Source organism: Pseudoalteromonas sp. OF7H-1 (genome assembly GCF_022347825.1).
Classification (GTDB): domain Bacteria; phylum Pseudomonadota; class Gammaproteobacteria; order Enterobacterales; family Alteromonadaceae; genus Pseudoalteromonas; species Pseudoalteromonas maricaloris.
The window spans coordinates 75,830-95,787 of record NZ_JAKRFX010000021.1 but is presented as its reverse complement, the minus strand read 5'-3'; the positions used below and the strand labels follow the sequence as shown (position 1 = coordinate 95,787).

Genomic DNA, 19,958 nt, shown 5'->3' with positions numbered 1-19,958 from the left:
TGCCAAGTCGATAGCAATTAAATTAGACTGTGTCATGTATGGACTCCTTATTTGGTAAAAGTGTTTTGCAATATCTTTATACCGTACTCTCCCGTTAAGGGGGAGGAGTCCATACATCTCCCACAAACCAAGAAAAGAGCCAAAAATGTGTCTTCACCAAATCCACACCCACAAAAAAGCCGCCCTTTTTTACAAAGAGCGGCTTTTCAATATTTGCTAAGTCGCGCTAAAGCGCGACCTACAAACTCTTACGCATCGCGGTAAGTATCAACCGCTGGGCAAGAACAAATTAGGTTACGGTCGCCGTATACGTCGTCGATACGGGTTACCGTTGGCCAGAATTTGTCTTTTGCTACGCTTGGTACTGGGAATGCCGCTGCGAGGCGATCATATGCACGGTTCCAGTCGTTGCTTAGTACGTCTGCTTGCGTGTGTGGCGCAAATACTAATGGGTTATCTTCGATAGACCACTCGCCTGATGCAATCTTGTCGATTTCACCTTTGATAGAAACCATAGCTTCGATAAAGCGGTCGATTTCTACTTTAGACTCAGATTCCGTTGGCTCAACCATAAGTGTGCCCGCTACTGGGAACGACATCGTTGGTGAGTGGAAGCCGTAGTCTTGTAGACGCTTAGCAACGTCCATTTCGGTAATGCCTGTGGCTTCTTTCAGTGGGCGAAGGTCAACAATACATTCGTGGGCAACACGGTCGTTACGGCCACGGTATAGAATTGGGTAGTGCTCGCTCAACTTAGCCGTTAGGTAGTTAGCGTTCACGATTGCCATTTCTGTTGCTTGTTTTAGGCCTTCGCTGCCCATCATCGCGATGTATGCCCACGAGATAGGTAGAATAGCAGCAGAGCCGTAAGGTGCCGCAGAAACCGCGCCGTTACCTACGTTTGTGCCTTCTACGTTGATCACGCTGTGGTTAGGCATAAATGGCGCTAGGTGCGATTTAACACCTATAGGACCAACACCTGGGCCACCGCCACCGTGTGGAATACAGAATGTTTTGTGTAGGTTTAAGTGTGACACGTCAGAGCCGATTGAACCTGGGCTAGTTACCCCAACCTGCGCGTTCATGTTTGCGCCGTCCATGTATACTTGGCCGCCGTGCTGGTGCACGATGTCGCATACTTCACGGATAGACTCTTCGTATACACCGTGTGTAGACGGGTAAGTGACCATGATGCACGATAGGTTTTCAGCTACGTCTGCGGCTTTCGCGCGTAGGTCTTCCATATCGATGTTACCGTTTTTATCACAGTCAACCACAACCACTTTCATGCTTGCCATTTGTGCAGACGCTGGGTTTGTGCCGTGCGCTGAACTTGGGATCAAACAGATGTTACGGTGGCCTTCACCACGAGACTCATGGTACTTACGGATCGCGATAAGACCTGCGTATTCACCTTGTGCACCTGAGTTTGGCTGTAGTGATACTGCGTCGTAACCTGTGATGTTCACAAGCCAGTCGTGCAGCTCAGTCATCATGATCTTGTAACCTTGTGCTTGGTCGATTGGGCAGAACGGGTGTAGCTCTGCAAACTCAGGCCAAGTCACTGGGATCATTTCAGCGGTTGCGTTTAGCTTCATGGTACACGAGCCCAATGAGATCATTGAGTGGTTTAGTGCTAAATCTTTGTTTTCAAGACGCTTGATATAACGCAGCATCTCGGTTTCGCTGTGATAGCTGTTGAAGTTTGCGTGCGTTAAAATTTCGTCGTCGCGCACTAAGCTTGCAGGAATACCTGTGATGTTCTCGCCTGACACTTGTGCGTCTAGCGCATCTACATTTAGGCCGTGGTCGTCGCCTAAAATGATGTTAAATAGCTCTGCTACGTCTGCACGCGTTGTGGTTTCGTTTACTGCAATTGAGTATTCGCCGTTGTGGTTAAGGGCAAAGTTCACGCCTTTTGCTACCGCACGCGCCACAACCGCTTGCTTGTCAGCATCGTCCGCTTTAACAGTAATGGTGTCAAACCACGTATCGTGCTTAAGTGCCACGCCTTTTGCTTTAAGACCCGTTGCGAGAATGCTTGCAAGGCGATTAATGCGCTCAGCAATGATCTTAAGACCTTGAGGACCATGGTAAACCGCGTAAAACGCAGCCATGTTCGCAAGTAGCACCTGTGCAGTACAGATGTTTGAGTTGGCTTTTTCACGGCGGATGTGCTGTTCACGAGTTTGCATCGCCATACGTAGCGCGTCGTTACCTAAACGGTCTTTAGACACACCAATAATACGGCCTGGTAGTGAACGCTTGTAAGCATCACGCGTAGCAAAGAATGCTGCATGTGGACCGCCGTAACCCATAGGTACACCAAAACGCTGTGCAGAACCAAGCACTACGTCTGCACCTAGTTTACCAGGTGCTTTAAGTAGCATTAAGCTCATGATGTCTGCGGCAACACAGGCAATCGCTTTTTTGTCTTGTACTTGTGCGATTAGGTCAGTAACGTCAACCACTTCACCTGATGTTGTTGGATACTGGAATAGCGCGCCAAAAATCTCGTGGTTAGCAGCGTCGCTAGCAGGACCTACTACTACTTCAAAACCAAACTGCTCAGCACGCGTAGATACTACGTCGATAGTTTGTACGTGTACGTCGTCGGCAATAAAGAAGATGTTTGCTTTTTTCGCTTTAGATACACGTTTTGCAAGCGCCATTGCTTCTGCCGCTGCAGTGGATTCGTCAAGCAGTGATGCACTGGCTAAGTCTAGGCCGGTAATGTCCATAGTCAGCGTTTGGAAGTTAAGTAGTGATTCCAAGCGACCTTGCGCAATCTCTGGCTGATAAGGGGTGTAAGCAGTGTACCAACCCGGATTCTCAAGTACGTTACGTAGGATAACGTGAGGTACGTGCGTTGGGTGGTAGCCTTGACCGATATAAGATTTGAAAACCTTGTTTTTGCTTGCTACTGACTTCAGGTAGCTTAGGGTTTCCACTTCTGTGCGGCTTTCACCGATCTGTAAGCCCTCTTCTAAACGAATTGAAGCAGGTACAGTTTGACCGATCAGCTCTTCAACACTAGATACTCCAAGAGCGCTTAGCATCTCGCTCACCTGTGCTGGGCTTGGCCCGATATGGCGGCGGATAAAATCTTGCTTTTGCTCTAACTGTTCAAGAGATTTGGCGTTTGACATTAGTCCAGGTTCCTATGATCCAAATGAAAAAGGTGAATACTGTTTTTATCTAAATGAGATACCTTGGTAACGGCAGTATTCTAAAAACATTGGCATGATCTCGTCATACCTTGAGCAAGCACCCTTGCTCAAAAGGCAACAATAAAAGCCCCTAAAAAGGGGCTTTTATTGCTATCAACAAATTAGTCTTCGTCGATTGAATTTGCGTAGCCTTCAGCGTCTAGTAGGTTATCTAGCTCAGACTCATCAGACGCTTTAATTTTGAACAACCAACCGTCACCGTAAGCATCGTTGTTTACAGTTTCAGGCGCATCTTCTAGGTCTTCGTTGATTTCAACGATAGTACCGCCGATTGGTGCATAGATGTCTGACGCTGCTTTTACAGACTCAGCTACCGCGCAGTCTTCACCCGCGTCAACTTCATCATCTACGTCTGGTAATTCAACGAATACCATGTCGCCTAGAAGTTCTTGTGCGTGCTCAGTGATACCAACAGTGTATATGCCGTCACCTTCAGCGCGAACCCACTCGTGTGAAGTAGCGTACTTTAACTCGCTAGGAATGTTGCTCATTTTTTTGTTCCTTTGGTCGGTTGCGATGTCACCCCGTGAGCGACATCAATGTTATTCTATTTATTATCTATAAAAACTAGATAATTGACTTGCCGTTACGAACGAAGCTTGGCTTAACTACTTTAACATCAACTAGCTTCTTACGCATTTCAACTTGTGCAGTCTCGCCAATTGAACGAGGTACACGCGCAAGCGCTACACTGAAGCCTAAAGTTGGTGAGAATGTACCAGAAGTGATAACACCTTCGCCACCTTCTACGATAACTTTAGAACCACCACGTAATACGCCTTTGCTTTCTAGGACTAAACCTACCAGCTTATCAGTGCTTTGCTCTGCACGCTGTTTAGTGATAGCTGCACGACCGATAAAGTCACGCTCCTCTGGCTCCCATGCAATTGTCCATGCCATGTTCGCTGCAAGTGGAGACACCGTCTCGTCCATGTCTGAGCCGTAAAGGTTCATGCCCGCTTCTAAACGTAGCGTATCACGTGCACCTAGGCCAGCTGGACGCACACCTGCGTCTAATAATTTTTGCCATAAGTCCGCCGCACCATCGTTGTGCACTACGATCTCATAACCCTCTTCACCAGTGTAGCCAGTTGTTGCGATAAATAGGTCGCCAGCTTGCACACCAAAGAATGGCTTCATGCCTTCAACAGCCGCTTGTTGTTGTTCGTCTAGGATAGTTGCTGTTTTTGCTTTTGCGTTTGGACCTTGTACCGCAATCATCGCGTACTCAGGACGCTCAGTAACTGCCACATCAAAATCTGCTGCTACCGCACCGATATGTGCAAGGTCTTTTTCGCGTGTTGCAGAGTTAACTACTAGGCGATATTGCGTTTCAGTGAAGAAGTAAATGATAAGGTCATCAATCACGCCGCCCTGCTCGTTTAGCATGCCTGTGTATAGCGCCTTACCAGCCACAGTAAGCTTAGCTACATCGTTTGCAACTAGCTTTTGTAAAAATGCCTTTGCGTCTACACCTTCGATATCAACAATCGTCATGTGTGAAACGTCAAACATGCCCGCGTCTTGACGCACCGCGTGGTGCTCTTCAATTTGTGAGCCATAATTGATTGGCATTTCCCAACCGTGGAAGTCTACCATTTTCGCGCCAGCTTCTAGGTGCTTCGCGTGTAGTACTGTTTTAGAAGTCATACTTATCCTTCACTTTTTTACTCAGCCGCCATCGGTTGGCGCTGAGGGGGTTATTGTTATCGCGCTTACGATAACTGCACGGAATTTATGAAACGAGTTTAAAACCAGCGTCAGTGAGCGTCGTTTGCCACTTATCTAATACAGCAGCTTGCGCAATCAACTGATACTGTTGCTGTTCGTCCACCAGCAAGGTCGTAATAAATACTTCACCGCTTTGCTTACCATAGCAGGCATTTTTATCTGAGATCCTAAGGCCTGGCGTTAACGTAAAGTCACTGACTAAACGCTCAAACGCAAGCTCACCGCTTATGGTGGCAGCAACTAAATCATGACGGCGAACCAGTTCAATATCAAACTCGTCAGCATGGCTATCAATCAGTGTTGCCAGCTCAGCGGCTGCGCTTTCACTTACGACAAAACGGTAAGCCGTTTCACTAAAATAGTACACGGCGAAATTTTCGCCACTGTCTAGTTTGCCTTGAAAACCTAAACCCGGTGCCATTAACTTATTCAAGTTAAGTGCAAGAATTTGGCTTAAGAAAGGCGTGGTCTCAAAGCCGCTGAAATCGAGTACAACAACAGCATCAGTTGGCATGTAATGGTTTTGCGCCGGAACACTGCCCTGACGGTGCTTTGCAAAGATAATTGGCGTGACGCTCATGGCACTACCTTAGTGAAATTTCGATGAGCAAAAGTATAAGGATGCGCAAACTCAACAACAAATTGTATTTACTTATCAATTGATAAATAATATTAATGTACTTGGGTTTTATAAATTGCATTTCCTTATATGAAAAACTTATCAATTGATGGATTAAGAACGCTGGTCACTGTGGTCGATGTCGGTGGATTTGCCAAGGCTGGTGAACTGCTTGGCTTATCTCAACCTGCTGTTAGCTTGCAAATCAAACGTTTAGAAGACATGCTAGGTTGCAAGCTGTTTAAAAAACAGGGCCAAAGGCAGGTGTTGAATCAATATGGTGAGCTACTTTTGCCTCTAGCCAAACAAATGCTGCAGCAGAACGATGCAATTATTCAGCAATTTACCTCTGAGAGTGTGACAGGCCGAGTACGTTTAGGCATTCCCAGCGAATTTGCAGCACGGATCTTACCTTCTATTATTGGTGATTTCGTTTCTTTATATCCTGATGTTGCATTAGAAGTTAAATCAAGATTGAGTAAACACTTACTTTCTGTAGTAAGGCAAGACCAGTTTGATTTGGTGCTAGCGCTTAATGAAGAACTCTCATCCTCTAAATATCCAGTCTTTATGCAAGATCAATTAGTTTGGGTTGGCGATTTATCGCTTGCGCAGCATTCGGTTGTCACTTTAGTCACCGCGCCGGAGGGCTGTATTTATCGCCGCCGCGCTATCGAAGCGCTGCAGCAAGTTGGATTACAATACCGGATTGTATATAGCAACGCCGATTTAACCGGCCTTACTGCCGCTTTAAAAGAAGGGCTCGGGATCACTGTGCTGGCCAAAAGCACCGTGCCAGCAGAGCTGCCTTATCAGACCCAAACTCAGGTATTACCCGAACTCGGCCAAATCGGTATCAGCCTAGTCAAAAACACCCAAGAATCCGCCCACGCGGTTGATAAACTCGCTGAGTTTATCGCATTGAGGTTAGGTTAAAAGATCGCGATGTAAAATCGCTCCCACCAACAATATAAAACCTCTGTGGGAGACGCCTTATGCGGCGATCTTTTTATTTACCGCCTATCGCTTCTTTGGCGAACAGGTGTTTGATTGGGCCGAGGTTGTCGACCAAGCTCAGGCCCACACCGCGTATTAGCTTTTTAAGCGGATGGTTGCCTTCAAACAGCTCTTTAAGCCCTTGCATCATGGCAATATGCTTTTGGGCATCTGCTTTTCTGCTGCGCTCATATTGGCGCAGTATCCGTGTGCTGGCAAATTGCTCTTGCGGTGCTGATAACAAGGTGATCAGATACGCAGCGTCTTTTAACCCCAAATTCATGCCAAGACCTGCAAGCGGGTGAATGGTATGTGCCGCATCGCCCATTAAAACGATCCGCCCTTGCATCCATTGTTTTGCATAGCGCATAGTCAAAGGAAAAACATGTCTTTCGCTAATCAATTCACACACACCGCACTGCATATCAATTGCAGCACTCAACGCTTTATTAAACGCCTCGACCGGCATGGCTTGTAGCTGCTTTGCTTTATCCGGTGCGGTTGACCATACAATTGAATGAGTATGTGGATCATCTAGCGGCAAAAAGGCCAACGGTCCATCAGGAAGGAACACTTGTCTTGCTGTTGCATCATGTGGCGCTGCGGTTTTTATCGTTGCAACCAGCGCATGGTGATCATAATCCCAATACGTGATTGGCATATTAAACTGCTGGCGAATAGCCGAACGTGCACCGTCAGCCGCCACTACCAACTTGGCCATCACAGGTTCACCAGTCGCTAAGGTTAGCAACACATCTGTGTCTGTTTGATGCAAGCTTTGGTATTTTGTGTTCCACATCAGTTTGGCCGATTGCTGTGTTTCAAGTGCTGTTAACAACGCATAGCGAATGGCATCGTTTTCAATGATGTGACCAAGCTCAGGTAAGTCTAGCGAGACATTATCAAAGGCGATTTTACCAAAACTGTCTTTATCGCGTACATCCATACGAGTATATGCCGCGGCGCGCTGCGCTTTAATATCAGGCCACACGCCCAAGCGCTCAAATAAAGCCTGACTTGCAGCGCTTATCGCACTCACGCGTGCGCTGTATTCTTGTGCCAATGGTGTTGGCTTTTCACCACTGTCTAGCACTAGTACCGAGATATTTTGCTGCGCAAGCCCCAGCGCCAGCGTTAAACCAACACATCCACCACCAACAATACAAACTTGAACTTGTTGCATGCCAACTCCTTTATCCTTTATATCCCATCAATTGCTTGGCCAGCGGCGCTCTTGCTGTTTTGGACAGCGCCATGGTGAGTAGACCTAAACTACGGCCTAAGGCTAAGGTTTTTGATGAGTTTGAAAATAGTCGAACGAGCGCATCGGTTAATGTCATCACCGTATTAATATCTTGCGCTCGCGCCAGTTGATAAGCACGCGTAAAGTGAAAACTTCCCCACTCATCAAGCACGTTCGCCTGACATTGTGAAGTTAGTACTTGAATATCTCGTAGACCTAAATTAAAGCCCTGTCCTGCAATGGGATGAATGGCATGCGCCGCATTGCCAATCACCACCACCCGATGATGAGTGAGTTGCTCTACTCGCCCAAACACTAGCGGGTAGCTTGCTCTCATACCCACTTGCACAAAGCGCCCGGCGCGATATCCAAAGGCTTGCTGCAATGCAGCTAAAAACTCGTGTGCAGCCATCGTTTCAAACTTGCTGAGGTGCTCATTAGGCATACACCACACCAGTGAATAGCGATTATCACTCATTGGCAACAGTGCCATCGGGCCATGTTCAGTAAAACGCTCGAACGCCTGACCACCATGAGCCGTGTCGATTTGCACATTGGCAATCAATGCGCCTTGCTCGTAGCCTATGCTATCAAAGCCGATATTGAGCTTAGCCCGCGTGGGAGATTGCGCGCCATCCGCAACAACCAGTAATCGACTTTGTAATTGCTCGCCATTATCGAGGGTCAGTTCAACCTGCTCTGGTTGTTGATGTAAATGCGCCACTTGGTTTGGGCAAAGCAGTGCAATATCAAGATTGCTCAACTGCTCGTGTAAAAAGCTGCCATAGGGATTGACTTCAACCACATAGCCTAACGCTTTTTGATTGTAATCTTCAGGATTGATCCACGCTTTACCAAAATGACCTCTGTCTGAAACATTCACTTGTGTGATTGGCTCAACGTACTGCCACTCAGGATTAAATAGATTTAGTTCGCCCAAAAATGCGACCGACTGCGCAGCAAGCGCAATACTACGGTCGTCAAAACTTGGATGCTGTTTACCTTTTGGCGCAAAGGCTTCAATAACCGCAATCTTTGCCTGCGGAGAGACTTTTTTTATGGCGATGGCGGCGCTGGCTCCTGCCATACCCCCACCAACCACGACGACATCAAACTGTTGCACGCAAAGTGTCCACTAGTTATTCATTAATGCTTCTATTTCTGCGATGGTTTTTGGCACCAGTGCGGTTAAGTTTTCATAACCTGACTCAGTGACCAACAGATCATCTTCGATACGAATGCCAATTCCTTTATACTCATCAGGAACTTGCGCATCTTCGTCAAAATACAGACCCGGCTCAATGGTAAGTACCATGCCAGGTTCAAATGGACGATCCGCTTCATCTAACTTGTATTCACCGACATCGTGAACATCAAGACCTAGCCAATGACCCAAACCATGCATGTAAAATGCTTTGCATGCCTGCGCTTCTACGAGTTCGTTAACGTCGCCCGCAAGAATGCCTAAATCCACTAGCCCTTGAGTCATTACGGTCATCGCCACTTGATTGGCTTTGACTAATGTACCACCCGGTTTTACTTCACCAAAGGCGGCATTTTGCGCCGCCAATACCAACTCATAAATCTTGCGCTGCGCATCAGTAAACTGGCCGTTTACAGGGAAAGTGCGAGTTATATCAGCCGCATAGCCTTCAAGTTCACAACCCGAATCAATCAGTACTAAGTCGCCGTCTTGTAGCGCATCACAATTGTCGGTGTAGTGTAAAATCGTCGCATTGATGCCGCTGCCAACAATGGTGCCATAGGCTGGGTGACGCGCACCGTTCATTGCATAATGATGATGAATTTCGGCTTCGAGCTGATATTCCGTCGCGCCCGGCTTTGCAAACTGCATCGCGCGTTTGTGCGCCTCAGCACTAATTCTGCCCGCTTCGCGCATGATGGCGATTTCAGCACCCGACTTAAATAAGCGCATTTCATGGACGAGTGGGCGAATATCTTTGATGATCTCAGGGGCGCGATAGCCCTTTTTCGGTGCGCCACGCAATGTACTTAGTAACTGCCAAACCTTATCATCAAAGGCGCTATATGTGCCTTGCCCGTAGAATAGTACCTTGCGACCATTCACGAGATTTAATAGCTCGTCGTCTAAGTCACTCAGCGCAAAGGTTTGGTCAAGTTCAAGTTGCGATTTAGCTTGCTCATAGCCCATACGGCGACCATGCCAAATCTCAGCAACCTTATCTTTATTACGACAAAACAGCGTAGACTGTGCATTGCCGTCCCTGTCTTTCGTAAGCACCAAAACCGCATCCGGCTCTTTAAATCCCGTCAGGTAAAAAAAGTCGCTATCTTGGCGAAACGGAAATTCAGTGTCGCGGCTACGGGTTAACTCTACGGCCGCAGGAATAATCGCTACGGCGTTGTTATCTAGTGCCGCAATAAGACGCGCACGGCGTGCTACAAACTCGCTGTTTTTTATCATAATTAATGTATCGTCTTTGATGTGCTAACGGACTGGGGTTCTTTACCCATCTCGGCAAAGCATAGCAGTGTAGAAACACGCACATATTCTACCACTTCGAGCAGTGCTTCTTTATCATCGTTGCTGTCTTCAAAACCAGTATCAAGCTTAGTTATTTCGCTAAAATCGTTAATCACTTCTTTAACATCTGCAGATAACTTACCGTAATCTTTTTGCTTTAAACCAAAGCCTAGTAAAAAGCCTGATACCCAAGCAATCAGCGCGTTAGCTTGGTCATGTAATGACTCGTCCTCTGGCGGCAAGTAAAGTTCAAACTGGAACTCACCGTCGTTAAAGTGCTCGGCAACTTGTTTATATAAATCGATGCAAAACTCTCTAATTGGCGCTGAAAATTTTTGACCGTCGTTAAATACGTCGCTCAATAGCCCTAAGTACTCTGAATCTTCGATATTCAGACCACAGGCCAATAGCCCAGAAATGGTGCCGTGAACTTCGGCAGGGGCAATAAATAATTCGTGTTTTTCTAATAGCAATTGAGCTTGCTGGTAGTCTTTGAATTCGCTCATAAATACATTCCCAAGCAATTGATACTCCAATGCTACCACCGCAGCCTTTGCAACTCCAACGAATTGTATGATCAGCCTCAAGGCTGCTTTAGATTTCACCAATTTGGTGAAATAGATATGGCGAATGAATGGGTGTGTAAGAGATAAAGGGGTTGCAGAGCAAGTCCACAATCCCATTAAACTAGCTGGATTGGCTTTATTTACCGCTTGCGTTGATCTTTATAAGTTCAGACAGCGTTTCTGGATTTTGTGCCATAGCCATGGATAGCTGTTGCCCAAGCGCCATAATGTTTTGGCTTTGTGGTACGGTCACAGAAATTGACAGCGACTCCATTCCAGATACAAAGCCAATGATTGCATCTTTTAACTCTTGCGGCATCGGTGAATACATTAACTGCTGTGCTACCATCGCTTCAAAGTCAACTTTGGACATCCCTTGCTGTGCAAGTTCGGCATCCAAAAGCTGTGCTAAGTTGCCATCGTTATTAATATTAAAGCTCATTGATTTTAGCTCTAGTGACTGCATTGCTAACATCATTTGTGATTGCAGCTGAAGTTCTTTCTCTAGACTTTGAGTATCATCTTGAGCCTGTAACCCAGCCAATGAAGCTTCCATAAATGCTTTACTATTATCAAAAGCCGCGTCAAAAGAAGTCTTCAAAATACCATCCGCCGCAGTCACAAATTTAAATTCACTAGCACCAGAAGATTCATTGTAAGCAAGGCTCGTTTTTAACTGATAAGTTGCACCGACTAAGTCTTTTGACATACCTTGTGTAAGTTCGGCAGCCTCTTCTGTTAACTTTAAACCAACTAATTCAAGCTCAGAATAAGGGCTAATTTTATCTTGTTGGTATCCCAACACATTTAGCTTATCGATAGTGAACAGCCGCTTACCTTGTTCCGTTTCTGATATCGTTAGATCGCTGATTTCAACACCACGTGTAAACAAATCTACTGAACTGTTGGCAAACTTCACTTCGAGGCCACTGTCTTGTTCGAAGTTTTCTATCTGTTTGGTGATCTCTTGTTTCACTTGCTCATTTACATAATAGTTTGCGCCAACATACCCTGCGCCTGCTAACACCACAACGGCAACTGCTAATGTGGACTTATTCATATTTCACTCCATTATTTAAAAAAGTGCCTCAAGCGCTTCGCTAAGGCTAGAGACGGCAACAATTTCCATCCCTTCAATATTTTCTTTTGGTTTATTTGCTTTTGGTACAATTGCTCTTGTAAATCCATGCTTAGATGCTTCACGCAACCGCTCTTGCCCACTTGGAACAGGGCGGATCTCACCTCCTAACCCCACCTCACCAAATACCACCAGCTGCCTGTCTAAGGTTTGGTTTTTAAAGCTTGAAACCAGTGCGGCTATTAAGGCTAAATCAGCGCTGGTTTCGGTCACTTTGACACCGCCAACAACGTTTACAAACACATCTTGATCCGACACCTGCAAACCGCCGTGACGATGCAATACCGCAAGTAGCATGGCTAAACGATTTTGTTCCAAACCAACAGTAACGCGACGAGGGTTGGCGAGCTGCGAATAGTCTACTAGTGCTTGGACTTCCACGAGTAATGGCCGCGTACCTTCCCAAATAACCATGACTAATGAGCCTGGTGTCTGCGCTTCGCCACGATTTAAGAAAATAGCCGAAGGATTGTTTACTTCCTTTAAGCCCTGGCTTGTCATAGCAAACACGCCTAACTCATTTACGGCACCAAAACGGTTTTTATTGCCACGTAAGGTTCTAAAGCGACTGTCGGCACTACCTTCCAACAAAATGGAGCAGTCAATACAATGCTCCAGCACCTTAGGGCCGGCCAGTGTACCATCTTTAGTTACATGCCCCACCATGATAATGGCAACCTGATTAGTTTTGGCAAAACGCGTCAAATAAGCAGCGCTTTCACGTACTTGAGAAACCGACCCGGGTGCCGATTGGATATCACTCATGTGCATTACTTGAATTGAGTCGATAACCATAATACTTGGCTTTTCACGAAGCGCGAGCTGACAAATCGTCTCAACATTGGTTTCTGCGAGTGTTTTAAGCTTATTTGTAGGCAGCCCCAATCGTGTCGCACGCATGGCAACTTGTTGCAGCGACTCTTCACCAGTGACATACAGAGTGTTCATGGTTTCGGCAAGGCGACACATGGTTTGCAGCAACACCGTACTTTTACCAGCGCCGGGGCTACCACCAATTAATATTGCACTTCCCGGTACAACACCACCACCAAGTACACGGTCAAACTCTTTAAAGCCTGTTGAAAATCTAGGTAATTGTTCTAGGTTAACTTCATCTAAGGTTTGTACTTTAGCTTCAACAAGACCGGCATAACCTGACGTTGAACCGCCTTGAGGGACTGATTTTGCTGATGGAACGCGAAATTCTGTTACGGTATTCCATGCCTTACACTCTGAGCACTGGCCCTGCCAACGCGCGAATTCGGCACCACAATCACTACATACAAATGCTGTTTTCTTTTTTGCCATAAATTACAGGTATATATCTTGCTTAAACACAATAATAGGTTAAGAATAAACTAATAAAGCGCCAATGTTGACATAATATTGGCGGTGACCCAACTGGTCACATAAAATGAGCGCGTGTAAAACTGTTTATGCCTGAAGATAGATTACAAAAATATCAAAGCTTAATTGAAGATTTAAAGCTGGATCTTGGCGATCCGGCTTTTGATCGCATATTTAAGCAACGTACTGCGGACCTATCCAAGCCGGACCAATTTCTATTAAAAATGGAAATGTCGCGGCTATCTCAGCCCGTGGCACGATTTATTGACCTCAGAGGACAAGTCGCAGGTCAAGTTAAGCCTTATGAATATGAAGGCAAACAGCACTTTATGGATGACTTAGCAATCGAAGTATTCGAGCGGGAAGTCGCTAAACATGGGGGTTATACCCTTGCAGTTTACGAATCCGTAATGAGTACCGACAATAATTATAAGGTCATGCAAAAGCAGGCCCAAGCACGCGAAGAAGAGGTAGAAAAGGACGCGGTCAATCATAACTACACTAAACTCGTTCGTTTCGCGTCGTACGAAAGTCGCTCTGAAGAGCGCATGAATTACTCCATTAAGATCACAGTGGAACTGGCAAAAAATCGCCCTAAGGTTTCCGCTACTACCTCCGATATTTCCCTCAGCGGCGCTAAAATAAAGTTACCGACCAATCAACAGGTAGATCCCGGACAAATTATTTCGATCCGCTTAGTGGGTCTCGAGCAAGACTTTGAACTTGGCTTGAAAGAAGGTATTCAGTATGAAGTCGTCGCTGTAGAACCCGGCACAATTGAATACAACCAAGTTCGCTTAAAACGCACATTTATCGAGAAAAACCAAGGGTTTGATGACTTTTTAAATAGTTTTATACACGGTAACAAACGCCGCTATAAGATAAATCTCGACAACACTTTGGATGCCGTCGTTTGTAAAGGCTACGAACAGTATTATTTTCCACGCGTCTGCTCTTTGTTTGTTTTCATCAGTGAGAAACAAAAACAGCTTTATCCAAGCATGGTGCTTACCAACGAAAATAACGCCCATATCAATTACTACTTTGAGGACGAAAGAAAACAATCAGGCCTTTATTCCGTCTTCAACCAAAAACGAATGCAGCGACTGCTTGCGCTTTCTGGCGCGGTAAAAGAAGCGGTATGCCATGTGTTTACTCACTCAAGTCAAGGCAAAATGTACTTTTACTCAGCCTTTGACTTTGAGCTGGAAGAAATGCAGCAACTAAACGATCTGTTCTTTGCCTTTGGCAGCCAAAAAGACAGCTGGCGCACGTTTAAAGTACAACTCATGCCAAGCCATCATGAGGATGCGTTTATCCCGCTTTCGCTTCCCGCAAGTGCAGGCAAAAATGTCGAAAAGCTAAATAAACGCCCCACCCCAAGGGTGCAAGGCTTTATCCAAGACGTGAAATATCTCATGTTACTGACAGATATTGGAAACCCGTCGATCACTGAGCGATTCCAACGCCTGAGTTATGAACAAAGTTTAGTTAATCAGTTAAAGAAGTTCGGTCACGGCAAGTCAGCCACTCCTCCTCCGCTTGAGGTGGTTGCGTTAGAATACGTTAACTTGCGTGCACACAGGCGCTACCTTTATAAAACCAATGTCGTCGTTCATATTGATGGTCAAGGTACGTTCAACTGCGTTACCCGTGATTTTTCTGTCATGGGTTTACAAATAGAGTGCGGCCAAGAAATGCCACTGAGTAAAGGTGACTCAATACACTTAGACTTAGTCGATTTGCAGAGACTGACGAAACAGCACAATTTAACGAATTTGCGCTATGAAGTAATGATGGTCAATAAAACTAAAACTATCATTAACTTGAAAGTGCAGAAAATAGGTCAACTCGACCATTCTGCCATGGGGTTCTTTAAAGCCCTTATTGAGAGCAACAAAGACAAGCTGGTTGCTTGTGATGAAGCGCCAAAGGTGCCGGGGCTATCACTTGCACTGCGTAACATGGTGACTAAATCCGTTTGTCAGTTTCCACTTTATTTACATAAAGAAACTTCACATAATGCGGTGGGAGCAATTGGACAGGGGCTTTACCCGACATCCCTTCACCACTTATTGCATTCGTTTAGCGATAATGACGATAACACCTTGGACGCCAAAGCCGTTTTCCCCGACCGTTTCGTCGAAGAAAAGCTAACAGAAATTCTAAAAACAAAATCGCGACAGGATAAACCACTCAAATACTTGGTGTTTATTAAGTTTGATCCAAACCAAAGCAGTCAACACGAAGCGGTAGGTGCGCAAGTTATTGCCCATGAAGAGGCCATTGATAGCCTGTATTTGTATGCTAAAAAAGCACTACGCAATGACCTACTCTTTGTCTATCAGCTTTATGTATCAAAAACCGGCCGCCCAGATATGGATTATCTTGCGAATGAGCTGCGCTATGTAAGCCACTATGCAATCCACAAAGCAAAAGACCTAGAAGAAGCGCTTTGGTCGGTAACTGGGGTGTGTGATTTGATAGATGTTACGGAGTATGTGGTTCGAAACATGGGCTTTGATGCGCCGCTTGTTACCAAAATGGAAGAGCAGAAAAAGCGCTGGTTAGAGGCCAATTTTAAACACTGATTTCAACTGCTCCATATGCCCTTACAGTATATGGAGCATTTGTTATAAAGGTGTGTAATTTGCAGCTAGGGCTACTCCACCCAACCAAATAGGGTTAATACTGCGATAATCACGAGATAAAACAAAATATTACGTTTCACGAGGCGCATCATACAGCTTGCTTCAAAAGTACAACCTAAAAACTGTTGCTCAATTTGCTCAGCCGCAAGTGCAGTGCTTGTGACGATTTGACGATTTGTGGTTTTAAAATCTAGCACATACTTCAACCAACTTGACGTGCCTTTACTGAAGTTACCGATGATCAAAAAACCAAAGCTTGCGATCCGAGCAGGAAGCCAATTTAGCCAATAAAATAACCGGCAAAACTGCTCAAACACATGCTGTAGTGGCGGATTTTCTTGCTCATGATGCCAATGCACAATCTGTCTTACCATCGCATATAGCACAGCGCCCGGCGCGCCCAACGCCACAAACCAAAAAATAACTCCGCAGTAATGTTGAAAGTTGATCCACGAAAGCGTCTGACCAAACGTCTCGCCGCCCGGCTCATCTTCTAATTTGTCTTGCCCCATTTGCAACGCATAAAGCGTAGCCGCTTCGTTATCACCTCTGGTCAGCGCATTCAAATAGCCTTTATAAAGCTTGCGATATTTTGCACAGCCAAAACAGACTAAGAGTACACAGATATTGATTGCAAACTGCCAAAACACAAAGTCACTTAGGCTGTAAATAAAAGCAACGATCAATGCAGGAATAACTAACCAAAGCATCACACCGAAATGCGAGCCCAACATGGCATTTGGCTGAGTCCAAGATTTGGTTTTCGCGTAGTAACTTTGCAGGTAATGGTCGACTTGCCAGTAGTTCGCCCGCGCGCCAAGTCGTTCAATAATAAGCGCGATGATGATTGAAATTAAGATCATGCTTGCCTAGCTCTCTTGGTTATTTAACAAGGTAAAATAATGCTGCCAATCAAATGCAGCCCCTGGATCTGTCTTTCTTCCAGGAGCAATATCATTGTGCCCTACAATACGATCATTCGTCAGCTTTGGATAGTGCTGCTGCAGCCAACGCGTTGTTTTTACTAAACTCGCATATTGCGCTTCGGTATATGGCGTGGTGTCTGTCCCCTCCATTTCAATACCAATTGCAAAATCATTACAGCGCGTTCGACCTTGCCACTGCGACACTCCTGCATGCCAAGCCCGTTCAATAAAGGGAACGTATTGGGTGATGCTACCGTCACGACGTATAACGCAGTGCGCCGACACCCTTACTCCCTCTAAATCAGAAAAAGTTGGATGTGCGCCGCAGTCCAGCGTGCCCATAAATAACTCTTCCACGTACGGCGTGCCAAAGCACCCTGCAGGCAGCGAGATATTATGGACCACCAGTAAATCTATCTCGCACGCTTGTGGTCTTTCATCGTAATGCGGGGATTGCTTATGCTTAGCAAAAGGTAGCCAATTCAAAGTATTAGTTCCAAGCCTTGGTTTGCATTCGATTATAAAGACAAAATAAGGCAAAAGGTAGGGATGGGTTTATGTGTAGTGTAACGATAGTACCGGGGCATAAAAGACATAAAGGTTCGCACAGCAAAACACATTATCGCAGCAGCAGGTTTACCCCGCGAAATAAAAGCCACCTCGCCAAATTTCGTGAATTCTTCTCCATCAATTGTACTCCTAGGCAAACGCGCGTAAAATTCGGCCATTGCAGAAAAAATGAAAAGACAACCTATGATTGACCAAAACCTTATCAGCCAATTGGTAAAGCAGGCGCTAGACGAAGACCTTAATTATCAAACACCAAACGAAGGTGATATTACCGCAGCCCTTATCCCAGAAACGCAGCAAGCAAATGCCTATGTGATCACAAGGGAAGATTGTGTGTTCGTTGGCAAGGCGTTAATCGAGGAGGTTTTTCAACAAGTTGACCCAAGTGTTAGCGTCAACGTACTTGTGAACGATGGCGATTTTGTTGCCGCCAACACTCGCTTGTTTACCGCAAGCGGCTCAGCAAGAGCGATTCTAACCGCTGAACGCACGGCGCTTAACTTTGTACAAACGCTATCGGGCACGGCAACCACCACAGCAAAATATGTTGAGATTTTAAGTGGTACGCAAACTAAACTACTAGATACACGTAAAACCATCCCAGGATTAAGAGCGCTACAAAAATACGCCGTTAAATGTGGCGGTGGTAAAAATCACAGAATTGGTCTATTCGATGCATATCTTATTAAAGAAAACCACATTGCCGCCTGTGGCAGTATCGCTAAAGCCGTTGCAACCGCGCGTAATAACCACCCAGACAAACCGGTAGAAGTTGAAGTAGAAAACCTAGGCGAATTACAACAAGCCTTAGATGCTGGCAGCGATATTATTATGCTGGACAACTTCAGCGTAAGTGAAATTCAACAAGCGGTTGAAATCACGCAAGGCAAAGCCAAGCTGGAAGTCTCTGGTAATATGACCATTGAAATTTTGACGACTTACGCACAAGCCGGTGTTGATTTTATTTCAAGCGGCGCACTGACCAAGCATGTACAAAGCATCGACCTGTCGATGCGCTTTGAATAATGTAAAGTTTTAGACAACTACCTCTCTTTTATACATGTAAAAAGGGCCTTGATTGAGCCCTTTTGTTTTTCTGTCTTACTTAATGTGGCATTCAAGCTATCAATGCGACACTGCCAGTAATGGTTCAATTTTCTGTAGCTAGGGCCTGTTGATCTTTCAAGTTTGTTTTTGCAGCAGTTTGACTGGTATTTATACAAGGCAGAGCCTGCGTAGCATAGTTATTCTATGTAAGTCAGGTGATAACACAGTAGAAATGCCAGTCAAGCGCTGCTCTTTGGGTTCACCTGAGTGCGCTTTGTTCATTGTTGCTCAACTTTTGCCTAGATTACTAGGCGGCAAGTCGAGCGTCGCGACCAAAACACACTCAGAAGAACAAAAATCAAACAGCAAAGGTCAACAGGCCCTAGCCTTATTCAATAACAAAATCGCTACCATAAACGGAGTGTTCTGCACTTTCCCGTAATCCCACGTAATAGATAAAGTTTTCTATTTCGTTGACAAACCTACTTAAAACCCGTTAAATACGACAAAAGAACTAGAGTGTAACAAGATCTTAATGTTCGGTAACGATTGGTTCCGTTCGTTTTTTGAACCGATATTAGGAAAGCTTGAGCTACCGCAAGAGAATCAATAATTTATTATTAAAATTCAATTGCTGAGCTCAGCGTTTACTATTAAAGTAAATGTTAATTGTGATCGCTGAAACTAAATCGGTGCTACACTTCTAGTTGATTAGGGAACGGTCACAAACTTAACGGGTTTAGCTTTTAAGATTTTTGAATGATGAGCTTGTTGCATCTTCTTGGTCGCCGTTAAGTCAATTTGAGCACACCAGTTTGTTGATTCGATGGATTGGTAATTATTGCAAAGGTTTTAATAAACGCTTAACTTAAACATTGTACGGTTAAGTCACTTAAAATTTAGGAGACACATCATGACTCAAAAACAACAGGGTGGTTTTACCCTAATCGAACTAATGATTGTAGTAGCAATCATCGGTATTCTAGCTGCGGTAGCTTTGCCTCAGTATCAGGATTACACCCAACGGACTAAAGTTGCTGGTGCTGCTGCTGGTATTGCATCTTATAAAACAGCGGTAGCATTGTGCTCACAAGTCAATGGTGCGTTAACAGCTTGTGATGCTGGTGCAGAAGGAATTCCAGCTGCAATTGCAACAGGTAATGATGGAGCTACTATCGCGTATGTTGACCAGTTATCTGTTACCGACGGTGTAATTGCTGTAACTACAACAGCAACGGCTGCAGATGGAACATTATTAACCCTAACACTAACTCCAACAACAACTAATGGTACTCTTAATTGGGCGCTTACAGGCACCGGATGTTCAACTACTGGTCGCTCTATTACATGTGACGGTAACTAATCTTGTTTGGCCAGCTTTCGCTGGC

16 protein-coding genes are annotated in these 19,958 nt (G+C 45.3%); 4 read left to right on the top strand and 12 right to left on the bottom strand.

Going from position 1 to position 19,958, the window contains the following annotated elements; translation table 11 throughout:
- Positions 1–248: 248 nt before the first annotated feature.
- The 4 genes from gcvP to MHN30_RS20810 all read right to left on the bottom strand — a co-directional run bounded on the left by gcvP (position 249) and on the right by MHN30_RS20810 (position 5,541).
- On the bottom strand, positions 249–3,149 hold the full coding sequence (gene gcvP, locus MHN30_RS20825; protein WP_239360964.1) for an aminomethyl-transferring glycine dehydrogenase: 2,901 nt from the start codon (positions 3,147–3,149) through the stop codon (positions 249–251).
- Positions 3,150–3,331: 182 nt separating this feature from the next.
- A complete protein-coding gene (gene gcvH, locus MHN30_RS20820) occupies positions 3,332–3,721 on the bottom strand; it encodes a glycine cleavage system protein GcvH (protein ID WP_039491974.1) in 390 nt (129 codons plus the stop codon).
- Positions 3,722–3,797: 76 nt separating this feature from the next.
- Complete coding sequence (gcvT, locus tag MHN30_RS20815) at positions 3,798–4,880, bottom strand: glycine cleavage system aminomethyltransferase GcvT (RefSeq protein WP_045990156.1); 1,083 nt, start codon at positions 4,878–4,880, stop codon at positions 3,798–3,800.
- An 85-nt stretch (positions 4,881–4,965) separates the two neighbouring features.
- A complete protein-coding gene (locus tag MHN30_RS20810) occupies positions 4,966–5,541 on the bottom strand; it encodes a hypothetical protein (RefSeq protein ID WP_010370535.1) in 576 nt (191 codons plus the stop codon).
- 129 nt (positions 5,542–5,670) lie between these two features.
- On the opposite strand from MHN30_RS20810, the gene MHN30_RS20805 reads away from it, so the two are divergent.
- A complete protein-coding gene (locus MHN30_RS20805; RefSeq protein WP_130164702.1) occupies positions 5,671–6,516 on the top strand; it encodes a LysR family transcriptional regulator in 846 nt (281 codons plus the stop codon).
- A 73-nt stretch (positions 6,517–6,589) separates the two neighbouring features.
- On the opposite strand, the gene MHN30_RS20800 is transcribed toward MHN30_RS20805, so the two are convergent.
- From MHN30_RS20800 to radA, 6 genes are all read right to left on the bottom strand, one after another.
- Positions 6,590–7,759, bottom strand: a complete 1,170-nt coding sequence (locus tag MHN30_RS20800) for an FAD-dependent monooxygenase (protein ID WP_130164703.1) — start codon at positions 7,757–7,759, stop codon at positions 6,590–6,592.
- A gap of 10 nt (positions 7,760–7,769) precedes the next feature.
- Positions 7,770–8,942, bottom strand: coding sequence for a 2-octaprenyl-6-methoxyphenyl hydroxylase (gene ubiH, locus MHN30_RS20795; RefSeq protein ID WP_239360962.1), 1,173 nt, complete (start codon positions 8,940–8,942; stop codon positions 7,770–7,772).
- A gap of 12 nt (positions 8,943–8,954) precedes the next feature.
- Positions 8,955–10,265, bottom strand: a complete 1,311-nt coding sequence (gene pepP, locus MHN30_RS20790; RefSeq protein WP_239360961.1) for a Xaa-Pro aminopeptidase — start codon at positions 10,263–10,265, stop codon at positions 8,955–8,957.
- Positions 10,266–10,267: 2 nt separating this feature from the next.
- Positions 10,268–10,831: a UPF0149 family protein gene (locus MHN30_RS20785; RefSeq protein ID WP_026000986.1), complete on the bottom strand. Its 564-nt coding sequence runs from the start codon at positions 10,829–10,831 to the stop codon at positions 10,268–10,270.
- 196 nt (positions 10,832–11,027) lie between these two features.
- Complete coding sequence (locus MHN30_RS20780) at positions 11,028–11,951, bottom strand: DUF945 family protein (RefSeq protein WP_239360959.1); 924 nt, start codon at positions 11,949–11,951, stop codon at positions 11,028–11,030.
- A gap of 15 nt (positions 11,952–11,966) precedes the next feature.
- Positions 11,967–13,337, bottom strand: a complete 1,371-nt coding sequence (gene radA / locus MHN30_RS20775) for a DNA repair protein RadA (RefSeq protein WP_010370516.1) — start codon at positions 13,335–13,337, stop codon at positions 11,967–11,969.
- 128 nt (positions 13,338–13,465) lie between these two features.
- On the opposite strand from radA, the gene MHN30_RS20770 reads away from it, so the two are divergent.
- Positions 13,466–15,967, top strand: coding sequence for a PilZ domain-containing protein (locus MHN30_RS20770; RefSeq protein WP_239360958.1), 2,502 nt, complete (start codon positions 13,466–13,468; stop codon positions 15,965–15,967).
- 71 nt (positions 15,968–16,038) lie between these two features.
- Here the strand turns inward: MHN30_RS20770 and ampE are convergent, their stop codons facing one another.
- On the bottom strand, positions 16,039–16,890 hold the full coding sequence (gene ampE, locus MHN30_RS20765; RefSeq protein WP_130164706.1) for a beta-lactamase regulator AmpE: 852 nt from the start codon (positions 16,888–16,890) through the stop codon (positions 16,039–16,041).
- A 6-nt stretch (positions 16,891–16,896) separates the two neighbouring features.
- On the bottom strand, positions 16,897–17,439 hold the full coding sequence (gene ampD, locus MHN30_RS20760; protein ID WP_010607337.1) for a 1,6-anhydro-N-acetylmuramyl-L-alanine amidase AmpD: 543 nt from the start codon (positions 17,437–17,439) through the stop codon (positions 16,897–16,899).
- A gap of 267 nt (positions 17,440–17,706) precedes the next feature.
- On the opposite strand from ampD, the gene nadC reads away from it, so the two are divergent.
- A complete protein-coding gene (nadC, locus tag MHN30_RS20755) occupies positions 17,707–18,549 on the top strand; it encodes a carboxylating nicotinate-nucleotide diphosphorylase (RefSeq protein WP_130164713.1) in 843 nt (280 codons plus the stop codon).
- Between the two features lie 934 nt (positions 18,550–19,483).
- Positions 19,484–19,933 (top strand): prepilin-type N-terminal cleavage/methylation domain-containing protein, encoded by a 450-nt coding sequence (locus MHN30_RS20750; protein ID WP_130164708.1) that lies wholly within the window; start codon positions 19,484–19,486, stop codon positions 19,931–19,933.
- The last annotated feature ends 25 nt before the right edge of the window (positions 19,934–19,958 follow it).